At 52.2% G+C, this 19,332-nt stretch carries 15 protein-coding genes; 10 read left to right on the top strand and 5 right to left on the bottom strand.

Going from position 1 to position 19,332, the window contains the following annotated elements:
* Positions 1-71: 71 nt before the first annotated feature.
* The 5 genes from BMW41_RS02920 (at position 72) to BMW41_RS02900 (ending at position 5,284) form a co-directional block, all read left to right on the top strand.
* The gene (locus tag BMW41_RS02920; protein WP_074648722.1) at positions 72-1,040 is read left to right on the top strand and encodes a V0D/AC39 family V-type ATPase subunit; all 969 of its coding nucleotides are present in this window, start codon (positions 72-74) and stop codon (positions 1,038-1,040) included.
* Entirely contained in the window at positions 1,033-1,356 is a 324-nt protein-coding gene (locus BMW41_RS02915) for a V-type ATP synthase subunit F (RefSeq protein ID WP_074648720.1), read from the top strand. Before BMW41_RS02920 ends, BMW41_RS02915 begins: the two co-directional genes overlap by 8 nt.
* A 75-nt stretch (positions 1,357-1,431) precedes the next feature.
* A complete protein-coding gene (locus BMW41_RS02910) occupies positions 1,432-3,201 on the top strand; it encodes a V-type ATP synthase subunit A (protein WP_074648719.1) in 1,770 nt (589 codons plus the stop codon).
* 2 nt (positions 3,202-3,203) lie between these two features.
* On the top strand, positions 3,204-4,577 hold the full coding sequence (locus BMW41_RS02905; RefSeq protein ID WP_031474964.1) for a V-type ATP synthase subunit B: 1,374 nt from the start codon (positions 3,204-3,206) through the stop codon (positions 4,575-4,577).
* Between the two features lie 14 nt (positions 4,578-4,591).
* Complete coding sequence (locus tag BMW41_RS02900; protein ID WP_074648717.1) at positions 4,592-5,284, top strand: V-type ATP synthase subunit D; 693 nt, start codon at positions 4,592-4,594, stop codon at positions 5,282-5,284.
* A gap of 165 nt (positions 5,285-5,449) precedes the next feature.
* Here the strand turns inward: BMW41_RS02900 and BMW41_RS02895 are convergent, their stop codons facing one another.
* Positions 5,450-6,574 (bottom strand): GGDEF domain-containing protein, encoded by a 1,125-nt coding sequence (locus tag BMW41_RS02895; protein ID WP_074648715.1) that lies wholly within the window; start codon positions 6,572-6,574, stop codon positions 5,450-5,452.
* A 411-nt stretch (positions 6,575-6,985) separates the two neighbouring features.
* A complete protein-coding gene (gene fliB, locus BMW41_RS02890) occupies positions 6,986-8,032 on the bottom strand; it encodes a flagellin lysine-N-methylase (RefSeq protein ID WP_074648714.1) in 1,047 nt (348 codons plus the stop codon).
* A 269-nt stretch (positions 8,033-8,301) separates the two neighbouring features.
* Between fliB and BMW41_RS02885 the strand changes: the two genes are divergently transcribed.
* On the top strand, positions 8,302-9,663 hold the full coding sequence (locus BMW41_RS02885; RefSeq protein WP_074648712.1) for an MATE family efflux transporter: 1,362 nt from the start codon (positions 8,302-8,304) through the stop codon (positions 9,661-9,663).
* 104 nt (positions 9,664-9,767) lie between these two features.
* Here BMW41_RS02885 and BMW41_RS02880 read toward each other — a convergent pair whose 3' ends face one another.
* The 3 genes from BMW41_RS02880 to BMW41_RS02870 form a co-directional block, all read right to left on the bottom strand.
* The gene (locus BMW41_RS02880) at positions 9,768-12,182 is read right to left on the bottom strand and encodes an ABC transporter permease (protein ID WP_074648711.1); all 2,415 of its coding nucleotides are present in this window, start codon (positions 12,180-12,182) and stop codon (positions 9,768-9,770) included.
* A 13-nt stretch (positions 12,183-12,195) separates the two neighbouring features.
* Positions 12,196-12,867 carry an ATP-binding cassette domain-containing protein gene (locus tag BMW41_RS02875; RefSeq protein ID WP_083378750.1) on the bottom strand — a complete coding sequence of 224 codons (672 nt, stop codon included), beginning with the start codon at positions 12,865-12,867 and terminating at the stop codon, positions 12,196-12,198.
* Positions 12,868-13,066: 199 nt separating this feature from the next.
* Complete coding sequence (locus tag BMW41_RS02870) at positions 13,067-14,605, bottom strand: zinc ribbon domain-containing protein (RefSeq protein WP_074648708.1); 1,539 nt, start codon at positions 14,603-14,605, stop codon at positions 13,067-13,069.
* A 287-nt stretch (positions 14,606-14,892) separates the two neighbouring features.
* Here BMW41_RS02870 and BMW41_RS02865 point away from each other — a divergent pair, with 287 nt between their 5' ends.
* From BMW41_RS02865 to BMW41_RS14115, 4 genes are all read left to right on the top strand, one after another.
* On the top strand, positions 14,893-16,182 hold the full coding sequence (locus BMW41_RS02865) for an aspartate aminotransferase type Ic (protein ID WP_031474949.1): 1,290 nt from the start codon (positions 14,893-14,895) through the stop codon (positions 16,180-16,182).
* A gap of 157 nt (positions 16,183-16,339) precedes the next feature.
* Positions 16,340-16,783, top strand: a complete 444-nt coding sequence (locus BMW41_RS02860) for a DUF2752 domain-containing protein (protein WP_074648707.1) — start codon at positions 16,340-16,342, stop codon at positions 16,781-16,783.
* 82 nt (positions 16,784-16,865) lie between these two features.
* A complete protein-coding gene (locus tag BMW41_RS02855; RefSeq protein WP_177171144.1) occupies positions 16,866-18,575 on the top strand; it encodes a DUF898 family protein in 1,710 nt (569 codons plus the stop codon).
* Positions 18,576-18,941: 366 nt separating this feature from the next.
* On the top strand, positions 18,942-19,332 hold a 391-nt coding region (locus BMW41_RS14115; RefSeq protein WP_207646865.1), incomplete at its 3' end, for a zinc ribbon domain-containing protein.

Here is a 19,332-nt window from a genome sequence, read left to right as displayed (position 1 = left end):
TTCCGCCGTGCGAAATGCCGAAGGCCGGCATTTTAGCAGGGGAACATATCATCATAATCAGGAGGAAAAGAATGAGCGAAAAATATACCTACGCGGTTGCACGCATCCGCGCGTTGGAGGTCTCGCTCTTCACGGGTTCGGTGATCGATCAGCTGATCGCAATGCCGGATATGGCAGCGAGTCTGCAGTTCCTGAGGGAACGCGGCTGGGGCCATCCTTCGGAGTCGGAGGGAGCCGATGAGCTCCTCGCTGCGGAAGAGAGCAAGATCTGGGAAGTTGTCTCCGAGCTTCGCGTCGGGCTGGACAATTTCGATGTGCTGTCTCTTCCGAAGACCTTTCACAATCTGAAAGCGGCCGTCCGGAGCAGCTGCACCGGCGTTTCGGTTCCGGGAATCTACTATGAGGATGCATCCATTCCGGGCAAAGCGATGGAAGAGATTGCACAGGGAAAAAACTGGGACAGACTGCCGGATTCCATGCGCGAAGCGGCGCAGGAGGCGGCGGAGACTCTCCTTCACACGGGAGACGCCCAGCTCTCGGATATGATCATCGACCGGGCGTGTCTGGAGGCCATCCTTTCGGCGGGAAAGAACGCGAAGGAGAGCATTGTCCGCGATTACGCGGAGGAGACCGTGGCAGTGGCGGATATCCGCACTGCCGTGCGCGGCGCGAAGACCGGAAAAACACTGGAATTTCTGAATCGGGCGCTGGCAGCCTGCGGATCGCTGGATGCGGGACATCTGGCGAGAGCGGCAGCGGGCGGATTCGACAGCGTGAAAGAATACATTGGCCAGACTTCGTACAGTGAAGGCGCGGAAGCACTTTCCGATTCGATGTCCGCCTTTGAGCGCTGGTGCGACAACCGGGTTATCGAGACCATGAAACCGCAGAAATACAACCCGTTTACCATCGGGCCGGTGTTTGCATGGGTCATCGCCAGACAGAATGAGATCAAGACGGTAAGAATCATTCTTTCCGGAAAAGAGAACGGACTGAAGGAAGAAGCAATCCGGGAAAGGGTAAGGGAGATGTATGTATAAGATCGGAGTTTTAGGGGACTATGACAGTGTTTATGGGTTCGCCTCCCTCGGTCTTGATATCTTCCCTGTCAAAACCGCGGAGGAGGCAGCGGAAAAGCTTCATGAGCTGGCTTCCGGAACCTATGGAATAATCTACATCACCGAAAAGGCCAAGACGCTTTTGGGGGCAGAAGCCGATAAATACGCGGAGAGCGCGATTCCGGCGATCATACCGATCCCCGGCGTTTCGGGCAATACCGGAGCGGGCGTGGAAAACGTAAAGAAGTCGGTGGAACAGGCAGTCGGTTCCGATATCCTGTTCGGCGGACAGAACTGACCGGAAGAGATCCGATGAGGAGAACTTTCCTGCCGGAAAAAAGCAGAGCTTAGCCAAGAAAGGGAGAGATTCGATATGAGTACAGGTCTGATCAAAAAAATTGCCGGTCCGCTGGTTATCGCCACGGGCATGCGCGATGCCGACATGTTCGATGTCGTTCGAGTAAGCGACCAGAAACTGATCGGCGAGATCATTGAGATGCATGGAGACCAGGCGTCCATTCAGGTATATGAGGAGACGGCAGGTCTGAAACCGGGTGAGCCGGTAGAGTCCACCGGCGCACCGATGTCGGTAGAACTTGGACCGGGACTGATCGGCAGCATTTACGACGGAATTCAGCGTCCGCTGGATGATATCCTGAAAGCGGCCGGCTCCAACAGCCTTCAGAGAGGCGTTGCGGTTCCGTCCTTAAAGAGAGAAGCCGTATGGGATTTCAAGCCGCAGGTTGCGGTCGGCGATGAAGTCACTGAGGGCGACGTGTTCGGAACCGTTCAGGAGACCCGCGCGGTGCTCCACAAGATTCTGGTTCCGGTGGGCGTGAACGGAAAGATTAAAGAGATCAAAGAAGGAAGCTTCCATGTGGATGACGCGGTAGCGGTTGTGACACTGGAGGACGGCACAGAGCGCGAGCTGACCATGATGCAGAGATGGCCGGTTCGAAAAGAGAGACCCTACGCAAAGAAGATTCCGCCGCAGACTCCGCTGGTAACCGGACAGAGAGTAGTTGACGTATTCTTCCCCATCGCGAAGGGCGGCGTAGCAGCCGTACCGGGCCCGTTCGGATCCGGCAAGACCGTTATCCAGCATCAGCTGGCAAAATGGGCCGATGCGGATATCATCGTCTACATCGGATGCGGCGAGCGTGGAAATGAGATGACCGACGTTCTGAATGAGTTCCCGGAACTGAAGGATCCGAAGACCGGAAACTCCCTGATGGAGAGAACCGTTCTGATCGCGAACACCTCGGATATGCCGGTAGCGGCGCGAGAGGCATCCATTTACACCGGCATCACCATTGCGGAGTATTTCCGCGACATGGGTTACTCCGTCGCACTGATGGCAGATTCCACATCCCGATGGGCCGAGGCGCTCCGAGAGATGTCCGGCCGACTGGAAGAGATGCCGGGTGAGGAAGGTTATCCGGCTTATCTGGGATCGAGACTTGCCCAGTTCTACGAGAGAGCGGGACAGGTTGTGGCTCTTGGCCGCGATGCAAGAGAAGGCGCGCTTTCCGTTATCGGCGCGGTTTCGCCTCCGGGCGGTGATATTTCCGAGCCGGTATCCCAGGCGACCCTGCGAATCGTCAAAGTATTCTGGGCGCTGGATGCAAACCTTGCGTACCAGAGACATTTCCCGGCGATCAACTGGCTGACATCCTATTCCCTGTATCTCGACAACATGGGAAAATGGTTTGACAAAAATGTATCCGATGACTGGATGAGCAACCGCCAGCAGATGATGAGCATCCTTCAGGATGAGTCAAAGCTGAACGAGATCGTGCAGATGGTCGGCATGGACGCCCTCTCACCGAGAGACCGTCTGAAGATGGAGGCGGCAAGATCCATCCGTGAGGATTTCCTGCACCAGAACTCCTTCGACGATGTTGACACCTACACCTCTCTCCGAAAACAGTATCTGCTGGAGAAGCTGGTTATCGCATATTACACCGAGTCCGAGGCGGCGCTCGGAAAGAACGCGCCGCTGCAGAAGCTGATCGACCTCGAGGTGAGAGAGGCCATCGGACGTTTCAAATACGTTCCGGAGGACCAGATCGAGGATACCTATAAGAAGGTTGAACAGCAGCTTATCGACGAAATCGCAGCAGCAGTGAAGGAGGGTGACTGATCATGCCGAAGGAGTATAGGACGATACAGGAAGTTGCCGGCCCGCTGATGCTGGTACACGGCGTCGAGGGCGTCGCATATGAGGAACTGGGAGAGATCGAGCTCGCCAACGGCGAGACCAGAGGATGCCGTGTTCTGGAGATTGACGGCGGAAATGCTCTGGTTCAGCTCTTTGAGAGCGCGACCGGCATCAACCTTTCCAACAGTAAAGTAAGATTCCTGGGACGCGCCATGGAGCTTGGCGTATCCGAAGATATGCTGGGCCGTGTCTTCGACGGTCTGGGCAGACCCATCGACGGCGGTCCGGAGATCCTTCCGGAGGAGCGCCGCGATATCAACGGTCTTCCGATGAATCCGGTAGCCCGCGCGTATCCGCAGGAGTTCATCCAGACCGGTGTCAGTGCCATCGACGGCCTGAACACACTGGTCAGAGGTCAGAAGCTTCCGATCTTCTCGGCTTCCGGTCTTCCGCACTCGAATCTGGCGGCGCAGATCGCGCGTCAGGCGAAGGTTCGCGGAGACAACGAGAAGTTCGCGGTAGTATTCGCCGCGATGGGAATCACCTTCGAGGAGGCGAACTATTTCGAGCAGTCCTTCCGTGAGGCCGGCTCCATTGACCGTACCGTTATGTTTGTCAATCTGGCAAATGACCCGGCGATCGAGCGTATTTCCACCCCGCGAATGGCACTGACCGCAGCGGAGTATCTGGCGTTTGAGAAGGATATGCAGGTTCTGGTTATCCTGACTGATATCACAAACTATGCCGATGCGCTCCGTGAGGTTTCCGCAGCCCGCAAAGAGGTTCCGGGACGCCGCGGATATCCGGGATACATGTACACCGACCTTGCGACACTGTATGAGCGCGCAGGACGTCAGAGAGGAAAGAACGGTTCCATTACCATGATCCCGATTCTGACCATGCCGGAGGACGATAAGACCCATCCGATCCCGGATCTGACCGGATACATCACCGAGGGACAGATCATGCTGAGCCGTGATCTCTACCGCAAGGGAATCCAGCCGCCGATTGACGTTCTGCCGTCGCTTTCCCGACTGAAGGATAAAGGTATCGGTGAGGGAAAGACCCGTGCGGATCACGCCAATGTCATGAACCAGCTGTTCGCGGCATACGCGAGAGGAAAAGACGCGAAAGAGCTTATGACCATCCTCGGCGAGGCGGCGCTGACCGAGATTGACCTGAAGTATGCAAAGTTTGCGGATAATTTTGAGAAGGAATATGTTTCCCAGGGATATACCACGGACCGTTCCATCGAAGAGACGCTGACCATCGGCTGGAAGCTGATGAGTGAGCTGCCGAGAACCGAGCTGAAGAGAATTAACGATAAGTTCCTGGATGAGTATTACGGAAAAGTCTGAGGAGGTGAAGGATTATGGCATCTTCACAGATCATACCGACCAGAATGGAGCTCGCGAAGACCAAAAAGAAGCTGACGATGGCCCTCCGGGGCCACAAGCTCCTCAAGGATAAGCGGGATGAGCTGATGCGCCAGTTCTTCGATCTGGTACGTGAAAACATGGAACTTCGTCTGAAAGTGGAAGAAGGAATCCGCGACGCCAACCGGAATTTTGTCGTTGCAAAGGCCGGAATGGACCAGCAGACCCTGTCTACCGCGCTGATGACGCCGAAGCAGGCTGTCGATCTGGATATCGGATATAAAAACGTCATGAGCGTGAATATCCCGGTCTACACGACAAAGACGAAGACGGCGGACGCCAATGACATTTACTCCTACGGTTTCGCGTTTACGTCCGGCGATCTCGACGGGGCGGTCAAATCCCTCGCCGATATTCTTCCGGATATGCTGAGACTGGCGGAGATCGAGAAGTCCTGTCAGCTGATGGCTTCCGAGATCGAGAAGACACGTCGGCGTGTCAATGCGCTGGAGCATGTGACGATTCCGGAGTGCCAGAGGATCATCAAGTACATCACGATGAAACTGGATGAGAATGAGCGATCCACGCAGATCCGTCTCATGAAGGTGAAAGCGATGATGCTGGAGGACGCACACCACTACAAGGAAAAGAACGAAGCAAAATTTGCGGAAATGGCGCAGGAAGGCTGAACGGCCGGATCTCCGTTCTGAAAAGCAAAATCACCAAAAAACCACCCGGACCGGAAAGGTCTCGGGTGGTTTTTGATGTAGAATGTTTTTTCGAAAGCTTGTCCTGTGCCCTCTGAAATTCGAAGAAAGGAGAGCCGAATTCTTCCTGTATCCTTCGAATTTGTGTCAAACCGTGGACAGAGCGCAGCTCTCATCCATCGTCAGATCATAGACCGTAACGCAGTTGCGGCCTTTTTTCTTGGACTGGTAGAGTGCGATATCCGCTTTTTTGAAGGCGTCGTCGAAATCGGACTTTGTGTTGTCACTCAGACCGATGGAAATGGTGATGTGTTTTACCTTTTCGAAGGATGCGCCCTCGATGGCGGCACGCATCCGCTCTGCGATCTGATATGCTTTTGCGACAGTGGTGTTGTAGAGGATGACAAGGAATTCCTCGCCGCCGGTCCGGATGATGATGTCCTCGCTGCGCAGACAGGACTGGACAATATCGGCCGTCCGCTGCAGCGTCTTGTCACCGATATCGTGGCCGTAGCAGTCATTGACCGACTTGAACTTATCAATGTCCATCATCAGAAGAACCGTTTCATTTCGGCGGTTGATGCGGCGGTCCGCCGCAAGCGCATTCCATTTGTTGCGGTTGAAGGTCCCGGTCAGGGGATCATGGAACATGTCATATTCGATCTTTCGCTTGGATAGATAAAGGTCCGCATAGGCTTCTTCCAGATTATAGAGCATGACAGAAATTCCGGAAGACATGGTAATACAGACTGCGAGAATGAAGTTGGCGCTGATGCTCGGGAAAGCGAACAAAGCCATCAGCTCGATGATGGAGTAGGCAATGGAGAGCTTCGAGATCTCCTTTACCGGTGCGCTGAGACCGATTCCAAACATGATCAGATGTGCGAGAGTAAGATCCACAACCAGAGCACCCGTGAAATCAAGCGCGTAGTGCGAGATCAGGATACAGAGCAGTGTCAGCCAGGCACAGAAATACATCGATTTGATCTTCCAGCGGTAATGAATATCTTTTCGACGAATCAGAATGAAATACAGTATGAGCCAGACGATGAGCGGCGAGACATCCAGAAACAGAAGGAGCGGCACGTTGGATATTTTTTCTGTGGCAATGTTGACGAAGAAAAATCCGAAAGCGACCAGCATGGAGAGAGTCATGGACACGCAAGATGAATGACAGAAACGTCGATATTTTGCCCGATAGAAATCATTGCGATCTGATTCACGGATATATGTCGGTTCCATAAAACCGAGTCCGTGCGGTGTATTCGCCATCTGTCCCTCCTCCTTTTCTCTCTGTATAGAAACAGCGTTCGAACTGTTGTGCGGTAGCGGTTCGAACGCATTTCTTCAGAGTCGTTGTATTTGTGCCTGATATGGAAAAATCAATTTTCTAACTAATATAACTTTCAAATAATATAATCACAAAATAAATTTTATAACAAAAAATATGATAGTCAACCATGCGATATATTTTTAAAGAAAAAAACTCGCCAATTATCAAAGAAACGGGATTCATAATAAATTTGTTATATAATTTATTGGGTTTGCATTATGCTCATTATATCGTTAGATGATACCAATGTACAGATGTAAAACGAACATTCTGTAATGATTAATGAAATTAATGGAAAATTTTTGGTAAGGAAAAACAAAAAAATACCATTAATTCAGTAATAACTACTATTATTTAATGTTTTCTCCCGATATTGTTCGCAGAAGTTCCACATTGCCGTCAGAGTGCTCCACCTGTTTGGAGTAGAGATGGGCAATGTCGATCATGTCACTCAGCGTGAAACAGTTGCATCGCTCTTGCTGCTCCTGCCCGGAAAGGCGGCCGCCATAGGAAGAGCGCGGAAGAAGACCCATTTCCCGGGCGATACACATCAGCCGGATGAAACGGAGACTGCGGCGGATGAAACGCATTTCATTCTCCCAGCTTCCGCTGGAGAAGACGTTCAGGCAGTAGCGGAAGAGAAAATAGGAGATGAGTTTTCCGGTCCATCGGTCAAATTCCGGTCCTGCGCAGTTCAAAAATTCCCGTTCGTGTTTTTGAATGGCTGTGAGATTGGTGCGGATCGGGATCATGACGTCGTTCCAGCGATCGTCGATGAGTTCCAGACGATCCATGACAGACAGGAGATCTTCATCCGATTCGGGGGAGAGGGCCGGGAAGCGGGCAAGAAGCGCCGCAAAGCGGCTGTCGGCTGTTTCGGAGTGGGATTTCCGCATAAAAGCGAGCATTTCATCACGGCGGCGGAGGATTTCATCTCTTCTCAGAACTTCCTCTCCGGTCAGCGGGTCTCCGTCCATAATGTCCTCCTGCGTGAGATAGCGGACCGGCTCCGGATCGGAGAAGAAGAGGCGGCCGACTTCCATGCAGGAAAGACTCATGTCAATCTGCTCGTAGTCGCCTGCGGGCAGATAGTAGCGCGGATATTCGGTGCAGACACGGCAGAGGCTTTCTTCGCCGAGTTCGGAGAAGATATCGCAGAGATCGTGCCGGTTCAGGAACGGGCACCGGCCCTCCGGTGTCAGCGGAAAATAGATGTCGCCGTCTTCATCTTCGGTCATGTGACTGCGGAGACGACGGCCGAATTCACCTTCCGTTTCCATATAATAGTCATAGGTGTCGGGATCGATGTCGACTTCCCAGCCTGCGCAGCAGGTGTCCGGACAGGCGCCGCCGATGCAGCGGAAAGTTTCATAGACAGAGGGGTATTCGTATTTCATGGATCAGTTTCCTTTCATCACCTTTTTATGCACGTTCCCATATTATAACACGGAAGCCGAAAAAACAGGAAGAACCTCTTCATTGACAGAAGGAAGGATTCATTTATAATAGAATGGTTACGGTTAAGAACATCTACAGAATTCAACGAAATAACTCATGAGAGATCATGGGATGGGTTTCGGATACGGATCCTCCGGTACGGACGCGCTGCCGGTGCACATAAAGTGTGAATTGAGATGTGAAAGAAAGAAGAACAGGAGGAAGAACAATGGCAGAAAACAAAATGGGAACCATGCCGGTCAACCGTCTGTTGATCGGTATGTCCCTTCCAATGATGATTTCGATGCTGGTTCAGGCGTTATATAACATTGTCGACAGTATCTTTGTTGCGAGAATCAGTGAGAATGCACTGACTGCGGTTTCGCTGGCATTCCCGATTCAGTCGCTGATCATTGCGGTGAGCGCGGGTACCTGCGTCGGAATGAATGCACTTCTTTCCCGCTCGCTTGGAGAAAAGAATCAGGCGGCAGCCAACAGCACTGCGGAAAACGGCATTTTTCTTGCAGTTTGCGGGGCAGTCGTATTTGCGCTGATCGGCCTTTTCGGTGCGAAGGCGTATTTTCACAGTCAGACACCGACGCAGGAAGTTGCGCAGATGGGAACAACTTATCTCCGGATCTGTCTGATCCTGTCTATCGGCATCTTTGCGGAAATGTGTTTTGAGCGAATCATGCAGGCGACGGGACGTACCCTGCTTTCCATGATCACGCAGCTTTCCGGAGCGGTCACGAATATTATTCTGGATCCGATCATGATCTTCGGTCTGTTCGGCTTCCCGAAACTCGGCATCGCTGGGGCGGCGTATGCGACGGTCTGCGGACAGTTTGTCGCCGGCATCATGGCGATCTTCATCAATCACCGGAAGAACCCGGATGTGCAGATTTCCTGGAAGGACTTCCATCCGGATCTGCACACGATCCGCACCATCTATGCGGTCGGCGTTCCGAGTATCATCATGCAGGCGATCGTGTCCGTCATGACGTTCTTCATGAACCGGATTCTGATTACCTTCTCCGAGACGGCGGTTTCCGTCCTCGGCGTGTACTTCAAACTGCAGTCCTTTATCTTCATGCCGGTGTTCGGTCTGAACAATGGTTTTATCCCGATCGTCGCGTATAACTACGGCGCGGGCAACAAGAAGAGAATCATGCAGACATACCGCGCGGGCGTTGTGATTGCTGTCATCATCATGTTCGCGGGACTTCTCATCTTCCAGCTGAAGACCGCAGATCTCCTTCTGCTCTTCAATGCGTCGGATCAGATGCTGGAGATCGGTGTTCCGGCACTCCGGACCATCAGCCTTTCCTTCACTTTTGCGGGATATGCGATCATTACCGGTTCCATGTTCCAGGCGCTGGGAAATGGCGTCTACAGCCTGATGGTTTCGGTAGCCCGTCAGCTGTTCTGCCTTGTGCCGGTGGCATGGATTCTCGCCCGCGTGGCAGGTCTTCACGCGGTATGGTATTCCTTCGCTGTTGCGGAGATCGTGTCCGTGATCATGACTACCATCCTGATGCTGCGTATTTACCGCACAAAGATCAGTGAGCTGAAAATGCGCGGAAAGCACTGAATGTCTGGGATAGAAAAAAGAATAAACAGAACATAAGAAGAGCCGCGCAGCGGTTCCGGCCCCTCCGGGGGATGGAACCGCTGCGCGGCTTTCTGCGTTGCTCTTTATCCGATGTCCCGCTTCCGCAGCAGGATCACCGTCAGAATGACATTTTCCAGAAGAAGGAGCCCCGCGGCCGCAGCACTTTTCTTCATGACCGCGCGGGCAAGTCCGGCCGGAGAGATCCAGGTGACCAGCCGCATCGTGTCGGAGAGAACCGAGAGATCGAGGAAGCATCCGCCGATCAGAAGGATCATAATGGACAGGAAGCAGGCCAGACCGTCGACGCGGCCTTCCGTGGACACCACGGATGAGATCCAGAGTCCGAACTGTGCCATGAGAACGGAGAACAGGACGGAGGAAGCCGCTGCATAAGGATTCAGGTTTCCACCGAGAGCAAGCCCTGCGAACTGGATGATCAGGAGAAGACCCGCGATCGGTAGGGTATCGGAGACGACTGCCCGGATCGGTCCCCTCGGCATGGTCCGAAGCCGCCGGTCTGCCGCCCGCATGCTCTTACTTCCCCGGACAGAGGTGTAGGTGAGCGAAAGGATGGTCACAACCAGAATGGAGAAGGTCCAGGTATCCGGAAGGAAGTTCTCCACGATGCCGGTGGAGGAGAGGGAGTTCTTTTCTCCGGCGTTTTCCTCCAGCCCGGAAAGCGTCGTGATCCGGTAGGAATCCGGCATGGATGCGCGTTCCGCCCGGATCATTTCCTTCATGTCAGAAAACTCTTCGTCCGAAAGCGTCCGGCCGATCTCATTTTCCACCATGGCCCGTGCTTTATACAGGCTTTTTTTCGAGATGACCGCGCCGGAGATAATTTCCCGGGTGCTCTGCTCGGAATAGGTGTCCCGGGCCGCCTCATAGTGAACCGTCAGCGGTTTTCCGGCGGCGATGAGATTGCCGAATCCCCGGGGGATTGTGAGAGTGCCTTCCGGCTCCGCTTCAAGGGAAAATATTCCGCCGTCGTCGGTGATCGTCACGCCATCCTGTGCCCGGAGGGTTCGGATCAGCTCTGCCGAGTATTCCGTCTGATCCAGGTCCAGAATCGAGATCCGGACCGAACTCTGCCTTCTCGAGACGGCCGTCTCCACCGAAAAAAGCAGGATGCCGGAGAAGAGAAGGATCAGAAGCATCCGGAACGGATTTCCGAAGAAGACCAGCGCTTTCCAACCGGCAAGAGACGAAGTGAACGCCGAGGAAGCCGGAGCGACCGGATCCGTCATGCCGGATGCCGACGCCGCAGACGCGGATACGTATCGGAGTTTCCGTATCGGTTTCATGATCAGAATGAGGATAAACAGAACTCCGCAGAGGATCATCGGCGGGGTGCAGGTGGCTTTGATAAGGTGTTCCGGCGTATACAGCATCCGGTTTGACGCGATCTCCAGAATCTCGGAAAAGTAGTAGGAGACCGACAGCCCCGAAACCGCGCGCAGAAATCCGGGCAGAGCGGCGCGCGGCCAGAAGGTTCCGCCGCTGATGAGCATCAGCAGCAGGAAGAGATTTCCGATCTGCTGGATCCAACGGCTGTCGCGGGCGATCTCGGCGATGAGCAGGATTTCGAGAAAACCGAGCAGGATTAAAAGCGCCGTCCACGGAAGAATCATCCAGAATGCCTTCCGGGGGAGAAGACAGAAGAGTCCCAAAAGGATCGGCATCAGAAGGAGAAAAACAGCAATCAGCTTGGACAGGTAGAAGACGATGCTGCTGTGTCCAAGCGCCTCCAGCCGGGGAATCACGCCGAGACGCCGCTCTTCCGGAATGGTCTTCAGCGCGGTCACCGCATATCCGAGAACCATGATCAGGAAAATGCCGGCGAGAATATCCCGCAGTACGGAGGTGATCATGATGCGCGAAGCGGAGTATTCGGTATCGAAGATTGTCTGGCGGCCGAGTGCGTCGGAGAGAAGCTCTGAGGATGCTTTGCGGTTGATCTCCTCCCGGATGTCCGGGTCTTCGAGATCGCGGGCAGCCGCGTCGGCTCCATTCTGCAGGGTGTACATATAGCGGTATGCTCCGCGGAAAGAACTCTCGTCACTCTCCATGATGCTCATAATGGAACCGAAAATCGAGCGGAAGAGGGCGGACGGAAGTTCCATGCGGTCATTGACGGCGACGTCCACCGGGCACTCCTCCACCGCGTACATTTTGTAAAAAAGGTACTGAGGGATTGTGACCACGGCAGCGGCTCCCTGCTCCAGAACCTCCCGATCGGTCTCACCGTTTTCCAGAACGCGGACCTCGGAGAACATCGGAATGTCCTTCATCTGCAGAATGAGATTGCGGGACATCAGCGTGTTGTCCTCATCGCGGATGGCGATGGGAAATGGCTGGACCGCCGCAGAGGAAGAAAAACTCCGGAAGCCAAAATACATGGCTGTGTAGAGAAGAAGGGGCAGGAGAAGGGACAGTACTCCGGCCCGCTTAAAAAACAGTTTCAGATCTTTGAATAAACATGCTTTGAAGCCTGACATATCGGAACCTTTCTCAGTGCTGGGGAATTTCTTCAGAAGAAATAGCGCCGTTTTCCAGTGTCAGGATCCGGTCGCAGACCCGCTCCAGGTCGCCTTTCCGGTGGCTGATCAGGATGATGCTGAGACCGAGCGTCTTCAAATGAAGAATCGTCTTCAGGATAGAATCGGCGGAATCCTCATCCGCGCCGACGCTCGGCTCATCGAGAAGAAGAATCTTCGGGAGAAGCATCAGCGCCGTGGCAAGGTGAAGCCGGCGTTTGGTTCCGCCGGAGCAGGCAGAAACCGCGGCATCGGCCCATTCATCCAGATTCAGTTCATGCAGAAGCCAGGAAGCGCGGGTGGCGATCTGCTTTCCCGGAAGTCCAGCGGCGCGGCCCCAGAAGCGGAGATTGTCGCGGCAGGTCAGCGTCTCATAGAGAGAGAGCTCCTGCGGAACATAGCCGATCCGGTTTCTGGCCTCCGGAGCAAAACGTACGGTTCCCCGCTCCGGCCGGATCATTCCGGCGATCATATTCATGACGGTACTTTTTCCGGCACCGTTGATTCCCCGGATTCCGAGAACTTCTCCCGCGCGGAGCTCGAGGTCAATGGGACCGACCGTCCGGTTTCCGGACCGGGAGTGAAAGGTTTTGGTTACGCCGGAGAGCGTGCAGTAAGTGGTATTCATAGCGATTCTTTCTTTCATTAGCTCTTTGCAACGCTGTTTGGGCAAGAAACAAAATATATTATGCGGTATTGCTTCTTATCGCGGCAGACGCCGGGCATTAATCAGGCGGAGATTTTTGCTTCCTTCGGCCGAAAAAAATGCAGGACAGCCTATGCTGCCTGTCGAGACAGGAAGCACAGACCGCTGACGATAATGGGAAGACGGTGAAAAAGATAGCTTAGAACAAGTTGATGAAAGTAAATAATAGCAACTCCTGAAGATTCGGATCGCTCATCATAAGCTGATAGAAATTCTTGCGGAGTTCCATGGCAAGATTCTGATAATCTTCCTTGGTGTAGTCAGAGATATCAACGACATCGCCTTCGGGGGGAACAACAGTGGAAGTTTTAGTCGCATGCAGATTGATGGCTGTGCCCATGAACTTCACTTCATAATCATTTGCATTGTCTGCATCCCTGACATCCATCGTCACGCCTTCTGCGGAATAGGAACCGACGAAGAGTCCCAGTATGGAAGACTTGGAAGTATCCACGTTATTGTAGCTGAGTTTGTAGTCGTTGAAGCTTATGGAACCGCTATATACGGAACCGCTCTTTGTGAAGCTGTTACAGAAGGAGAAGCCATCTCCAAAGGTGATGATGTTTGCAGTCTGGGTTCCGTCGTTGGCAAAAGCCATCTCCAATGTGCTATAGTTCTTTGACTCGATGCGGATGTAGCGCGCCTGCTTCGCATCGGCATATACAGTCCATTTCAGCTCGGACGCTGCCAGATTCCGGGACATTTGCCCACCGTCATCATTCACCGTGCTTAAGATCTCATCATAGGTCGGCATTTGCGGAAAAGCCAGTTTTCCGTACTCCTGACACTTTATGTACCAGTTTTTGAGATAGGTATCTTTTTCCATGGTTTCGCTGAGTTTCTGCATCAGAGTCTTGTAATCTTCCTCAGTCGGAACAAAGGTGTATTTTGTGAAAGATTTTCCGTCCAGAGCGTACCTGGCGTCCGCGGAAGTGATGGCGGATACCGAGAAGTCGAGATTTTGATTCTTTTCGACTGTCAGATTTTGGTCTGACAGAATGTCGTTTAAGAGGCTGATATAGCGTTGGGCGATCTCTTTCTGCTTTTTATTGCTAAGAGCCAGTTCCGTGATGCTATCGGAGTGAATCTGAGCATCACCATTGCCGGTCAGGTTTTTGACCATCGTCACGATATTGCTGCTGTAAACCTTTTTATTCAGAGATGGGACAGCAATATCGAGCTTCCTGCCGTCTGTGCAGAGAAGCCCGGTCAGAATATCGGAGTTGTTATATCGGAAAGAAATGTTCATCGTTCCGTTATGTCCGTTTCTGTTCATTTTCAGTACGAGGGCGGTCTTGGCGAGAATATCGGATATCTTGGCACCAGATATCTTTGCTGTCAGTGTGAGCTCGGTGTCAATCTTATCCTTTACCGGCTCGGACAAAGCCTCCACCGGATCAAGATAAGCGGATTTGATCGCTTTCTCCTGAAGTTCTATGAAACGGACACTGTCTGGCTTTAGAAGGTTAGCGGTGAAAAATGCTACAGTACCGATAAACGCTGCACCGCCGATTACGAGAAGTATCTTTTTCCCGGTTTTCTTTTTCGGAATCTCTTCTGCGTTCGGAATACCGTGAGTAAAAGCGGAATCTGTTGTGGCGGTTTCAAACTTGTATCCGCAATCATCACAGAATAGAGATCCATCTCTGACTGTTGCGCCGCAATTCGGACATTTCATAGTATTATCTTCCCTGACATAATAACTGATGATAAGATCAAATTTATTATAGTTCCAGCCCCTGAGGCCGTCACCATAAGAATTCCTTACATTAATTGTTGGTTTCTGACAGAAAAGAAGGAAACCGGGGATGTGATTTAGGCGGTTTCGTATCGGAAAAATCCCTTGTACGTGAAAAGTTTTAATGATAAAATTGAACATCATTGAAATGACAGAATTGACAGTTTTCTGTTACAATCGATGCCGTGCAGCCTGTTGACCAAGTGAATGACGCAGGAGGAATTAAGATGAAGCCATTCTCCGAGATGACGAAAGATGAACTCAAGGTGCTCCGCAAAGAGCTCAAGGTAAAGTATCATGAGTTTCAGGACAAGAACTTGCAGCTGAACATGTCGAGAGGAAAGCCATGTTCCGAGCAGCTCGATCTCTCCATGGGCATGATGGACGTTCTGAACAGTGAGTGTGATCTGCGCAGCGATGACGGCAGTGACTGCCGGAACTACGGTGTTCTGGAAGGGCTTCCGGAGGCGAAGCAGCTGATCAGCGACATGATGGAAGTATCTCCGGAGCAGGTTATCATTTACGGAAACTCCAGTCTGAACGTGATGTACGATCAGATCTCCCGTTCGTTCACCCACGGCGTTATGGGCAATACCCCGTGGTGCAAGCTCGACAAGGTAAAATGGCTCTGTGTTGTTCCGGGCTATGACCGTCATTTCGGCATCACCGAGTTCTTCGGCTTTGAACTGATCAACATTCCGATGCTTCCGGACGGCCCGGATATGGATATGGTTGAGATGTATGTCAACAATGATCCGGAGGTTAAGGGAATCTGGTGTGTCCCGAAGTATTCGAATCCGACCGGAAATTCCTACTCTGCGGAAGTGGTTGACCGCTTTGCCCACTTGAAGCCGGCGGCACCGGACTTTAGAATTTACTGGGACAACGCGTACAGTATTCATCATCTCTACGACAATGATCATGATTTTGTGCCGGAGATTCTCAATGCATGTAAAAAAGCCGGCAATCCGGACATTGTCTACAAGTTCAGCTCCACCTCCAAGATCACATTCCCGGGAAGCGGTATCGCTGCCATTGCGGCATCCCACAACAACCTGGACGACATCCGGAAGCAGCTGAAGGTACAGACCATCGGCCACGATAAGGTAAACCAGCTGCGCCATGTACGCTTCTTCGGCGATATCAAGGGAATGAACGAGCACATGAGAAAACACGCGGACATCCTTCGCCCGAAGTTTGAGGCGGTGGAAGAGATTCTGGAGAGAGAGCTCGGCGGACTGGGCATCGGTTCCTGGACCAAACCGAAGGGCGGATATTTCATCTCCTTCACCGGAATGGACGGCACGGCAAAGCGCATCGTTGCCCGCTGCAAGAAGTGCGGCGTGACTATGACGGATGCCGGTGCGACCTATCCGTATCACAAGGATCCGCACGACAGCAACATCCGTATCGCCCCGTCCTTCCCGTCTCTGGAAGAACTGAAGAAGGCGGCGGAGATCTTTGCCCTTTCCGCACGGATCACCACGATCGATGTCATGCTTGAAAACATGGAATAAGAGCGGAGCGCGGAACACAAAATCAGATATCGATGTGCAAGGAAAAACCTCCTTGCACATTTTTTGTGGCACAGGAAAGTTCTCCGATTTTTCCTTGTCACAAAAATCGCTCCGCGGGCTTTGTTTCAATAACCATAGTGGATCATGGGGATAATAAATGGTCAGTGAAAAAGAACTGCGGGCTCGTAAAAAGAGACGGGACCGCGTCATCATGACGATATCCGAAATTGCGATCGCAGGGATCATCGGCCTTGCGGTTTATGAGTATGCCGGGCTGGGGATCCCTTGTCTGTTTCGGACGGTTACGGGATTCAAATGTCCTGGATGCGGCATTACACATGCGATCATGGCTCTTTTGAGAGGGAATGTTGCGGAGGCAATGCAGCATAATCCGGTCGTGGTGCCTCTAATTCCGATTCTGGGTCTGTATGCAGGCTGGAGGACATATGCCTATGTGAAAGATGGAAGAACGGGTTTTTACCGCGCCGAGATCCTGTTTCTGATTATCATTCTCTGCATCCTGATGGTTTTTGGGGTTGTGCGCAATCTGGAGAAGATACAACCGATCCTGAATGAATGGGAGGAGATGGCGCAGCGATAAAATGCGCATTTTGCATACAGAGTGCAAATATGGTATATGTTATAGAGATGCAATTTGTTTAATGTTTGGGGAGGTAAATGATATGTTTTGCCCGAATTGTGGACAGAGAGTTCAGGATGGTCAAAAGTTTTGCGATAGCTGCGGAACGAAACTGGCTGATTATCTGGTTGACGAAAGCGAGCAGGAAAACACTGTCGGACCGGAAAACGGCGTTGCAGAGATAGGATCCGGCGCCGCAGAGGCAGAGACCGGCGCAACAGAGACGGAGACTGGCGCTGCGGAGACAGAGAACGGCTCTGCAGAGGCGGAGACTGACATCGCAGAGATAAAGGTCGGCGCCCCGGAGACCGGGAACGTCGCGGCTGAGATGAAGGCCGGCGCGCAGGAAAACGGGACCGACGCCAGATCATGGAACGGCGCGACTGCCCCGGCAGACAGCAGAACGGAAAACGGTCATAGCGGGAATAAGACAGAAACTGCCGGAACTGAAAAAGCAGGAACCGACAGTGAGGGAAGCCGTTGCGACGATCTGAAAAACAGCGGCGTGAAAGAGCTTCTTTCCCTTGAGAATATCGAACTGTTGGCGGCGGCAGGACCGATCCTTCCGTTCGTGAGCATTGTTGTCGGTATTGTTATCGGACTGGTCTTTGGACTTTTCCGTTTTATGCCGTTTGGCCTGGGCCTTTATTATTTTCAGAGATGTGTGAAAAATATCCTGGATTTTGCCGTGATCCTTCTGTGCATGGCTTCGGTGGTATCCGCGGGATATGTGATCGCCACCGATGAAAAATGCCGGACAGAGAATGGTTATTCTGCGCTCATTCTGCTTGCCGCAGACGTGATCGCCCTGATCGCGGCCTTTGGCATTCCGGGAAAAACCGTGATCGCCCTGATCCTTCTGGTCTTTGGACTTGATGTGATTTCCAGAGTGATGATCCAGAAACAGGGCATCGGAAGCAGGATCGATCCGCAAAAAGATTTCGATGCTTTCAAGGGATATTTTGACAACTCTGACCGGAAACAAAACGGAAAGGATGAAACGCGGAAAAAAGCTCCGGCTCGTTCCGCGGTATCGGGAGAACGGATGAATTCGAAAGAATCTTATTTTGACGGACGCGGAATCGAATTGCTCGGATATTGGTTCCTGGGCGGACTGCTTATCGTATGCACCCTCGGAATTGCAACGCCGTGGGTCATCTGCATGATCCAGAAATGGAAAAAATCTCATACGGTTGTTGACGGCAGACGCCTTCAGTTTAACGGACGGGGAATCGAGCTTCTGGGCAGATGGCTGCTTTGGGAACTGCTCACCATCGTTACCTGCGGCATTTACTCCTTCTTTGTACATGTGGCAGTGCTGAAATGGGAAACCAAGCACACCTTTTATGAGGGAATGGATGAAAGGGACGGAGAGGAATTCCCTGAGTCGGTATTTGACGGCAATACCTTTGAATATGTCGGTTATTCCATTATGACGAGCATTGTGACGATGATCACCTGCGGAATTGGGTATCCGTGGATGGAATGCTATATTACCAACTGGCGCGCGCAGCACACCCGGTATTGCGGAGACCGTCTGAAGTTTGACGGAAAGGGAGTTGAGCTGTTTGGCCATTACATCCTGATCTGCATTCTCAGCGCCGTCACCTGTGGAATTTATGCGCCGTGGGGCGTCTGCAGAGTGAACAACTGGCTCGCTTCGCATCTGAGTGTGGATCGAGATCGTTCTTATCACGGAAATGGTCGTCCGAATGACGGAAAGGATCCGTTGGAAGAAGCTTTTTATATGTAAAGAACCACTCCCTTCCGAGTTGGATCAGACAGAAAACGTCTGTCATGGAGGTTGATTTATCAAACAGACGGGGCAGGGTTAAAAGAATGAAAAACGTCAGGGGTAGCGCTCCTGGCGTTTTTTCGTTGAATACTTTGATTGAAAAATGCATGAGCGATCTGAGGTAGTATACAGAGAGAAAGATGTGAATAAACAGATTTAGATACTTATTTTACACATTTCATCGCAAAAAAACGTATGTTTTGTTATAATAAATTTTGTTGGACTTGTGGATTGTTAGAAGCTGTTCCGGACAGGTTTGAAATAAACGGATCTCGAAAGTGTTTCGATGATCCGGGACCATGGATAAAGGGGAGGAAAAGAGTTATGCAAAAGGAGAACGGAATGAAGGACATGGCGGGAAATTCGAAGTGTGCGGAATGCGGAAAACCGTACAGACCGGGGACAAAATTCTGTATGTTCTGCGGAGCAAAGATTATGCCGAAAGCAATTGTTTCCGAACCCAAGGTACAGGAACAGCCGGCGCAGGAGACCTGCCCCCAGTGCGGGAAGACCTATAAAGCAGGAGCGAAATTCTGCAAGTATTGCGGATTTAAACTGGCGGACGTGACCCCGGCGGTCGCGATCTCGAAAGAGTCATCTGAGGAAGCACGCCGGAAAGCGGAGGCGGAGGAGCTTGCGCGTCGCGAAGAGGAAGCGCGCCGGAAAGCGGAGGCGGAGGAGCTTGCGCGCCGGGAAGAAGAGGAGCGCCGGAAAG

Source organism: [Clostridium] aminophilum, from assembly GCF_900101295.1.
GTDB classification, from domain to species: Bacteria; Bacillota; Clostridia; order Lachnospirales; family Lachnospiraceae; genus Clostridium_R; species Clostridium_R aminophilum_A.
The sequence above is the reverse complement of the archived record's forward strand: the minus strand, read 5'-3'. Positions and strand labels throughout refer to the sequence as shown.